The organism is Micromonospora sp. A200 (assembly GCF_029893845.1).
GTDB lineage: Bacteria > Actinomycetota > Actinomycetes > Mycobacteriales > Micromonosporaceae > Micromonospora > Micromonospora purpureochromogenes.
Window position 1 is genome coordinate 1 of sequence record NZ_JARXXY010000085.1, and the last position, 1,964, is coordinate 1,964.

At 68.0% G+C, this 1,964-nt stretch carries 1 pseudogene; it reads right to left on the bottom strand.

Annotated elements, in window-relative coordinates:
* Positions 1-1,534 (bottom strand): annotated as a pseudogene (locus M2302_RS32985) (hypothetical protein); the annotation flags it as partial.
* Positions 1,535-1,964 lie beyond the last annotated feature (430 nt).

The window sequence follows — 1,964 nt, forward strand, 5'->3', positions numbered from 1 at the left end:
CGGTGTTGTTGGCGATGCGGGACTCGCGGCGCTTCTTGTCGGAGTCGTCCCTGCCGTCGGCGGAGCCACCCTGGCCGTCGGCGGACTCGCCCTTGTCCTTGTCCTTGTCCCGAGCGGACTCGTCCTTGTCCTTGTCCCTGTCCCGGGCGGACTCGTCCTTGTCCTTGTCCTTGTCGTCGCGGGCGGACTCGCCCTTGTCCTTGTCCTTGTCCTTGTCCTTGTCCTTGTCCTTGTCGTCGCGGGCGGACTCGCCCTTGTCCTTGTCCTTGTCCTTGTCGTCAAAGGATCCGTGGACCTTGAGGACGCCGACGTTGAAGATGCCGCCGCCGTTCTCCCGGGCGTGGTTGTTCTCCACCTCGCTGTCCTCAAGGTCGACCCGACCGAAGTTGGCGATGGCGCCGCCGTTGCCCTCGGCGTTGTTGCGGGTCAGCGTGACGTTCTTCAGGTGTGCGCTACCGCCCCGCTCGACCAGCAACGCACCACCGTCGGCGTCACCGTCCTTGTCGTCCTTGTCGTCCTTGTCGTCCTTGTCGTCCTTGTGGTCCTTGTGGTCCTTGTGGTCCTTGTCGTCCTTGCCGTCCTTGCCGTCCTTGCCCCACGACCAGCCCTGCATGCCTTGGGCTCCCTGCGCGCTCTGGGCATCCTGGGCTCCCTGCCCGCCCTGCACAGCCGGGGCGCCCTGCGGGCCACCCGGACCCTGCGGGCCACCGGGAGCCGGGGCGGCGGCCGGAGCCGGGCCGCCCGGCACCTGGGGTCCACCCGGTCCACCCGGTCCACCCGGTCCACCCGGTCCACCCGGTCCACCCGGTCCACCCGGTCCACCCGGTCCACCCGGTCCATTCGGTCCGCCCGGTCCACCCGGGCCGCTCGGGCCGCCAGGTCCACCGGGTCCGCCCGGTCCACCGGGACCCTGGTCGCCGCCGTACTTGAACTCGGAGGCGTTGCCGCCCTTGAGCGTGAGGTCCTTCAGGGTCAGGTCGCCGCCGTCGGCGACCCGGAACAGCCGGAACGTCTGCTCGGAGTCCCGCTTGATCGTGGAGTCCTCACCCTTGATGGTGATCTCCTGCTTGATCGTCGGCAGGGCTGCCCCGGACTTCCGGTCGTGCCCGTCCAGCTCGTAGGTGCAGTCCTTGGCCAGCTTCAAGGTGCCACCGTGATCCCGGTTGGCCAGATCGAGAGCCTCGATCAGCTTGTCGTCGTCACACGGCACCTCCCGCACCCGCCCGTGCTCGTCACGATCCCGGTCCTCGTCCCGGTCTCTGTCCCGGTCCTTGTCCCGGTCCTTGTCCCGGTCCTTGTCCCGGTCCCGGTCCTCGCCCCGAACGTCGTCCTTGGTGAGCTGCTGGGCGGTCGACCACTTCACATCGGCGAGCCGGTGGGAGCCGGTGACCCCGGTGGTCGCGTAGGCCACACCCGCGAGGCTGACCGCTCCGGTCAGGCCCATGACGCCGGTGGCGAGCCAGAGCCGACGACGACGGAACGGGGAGGCCGTCTCACGGGTGGCGTCATCGTTCTTGCGAAGGTAGTTGGACATCAGAGCTCTCTGCCCTCTCCTTGTACCCGACAAGGTCGCTTCGCCACGGCGAGGCGGCCTTCGCTACAAATCGGTTGTAGCTGCTGAACAACAACGTATGAGAACCTTCTTCACCTCGTGGGCGTATACGAAAAAAGCCCACATTAGGTAGGTGGGCGGTGCAGCCGACAGCAGGGCGGACGGCGGTGCAGCAGAGGTGTCACCGGTGGCGAAGGGCGTCGCGGAGGGCGAAAGCGCGTGACGGGCGGCCGGGCCTCCGGGGGCGACGCGTCCCGGTAGGGGTGGGGAGTCCCTTCCCGCCTCGGCGGGAAGGGACTCCCTGGTCGTACGTCGGCTCAGTTGAAGCAGTCCTTGACGGTGCCGGCGCAGTTGGTGGGGTCGTTGTTGGTCACGGTCGACTTGTCGTCGAGCTTGACCTTGCCGTCGTTGT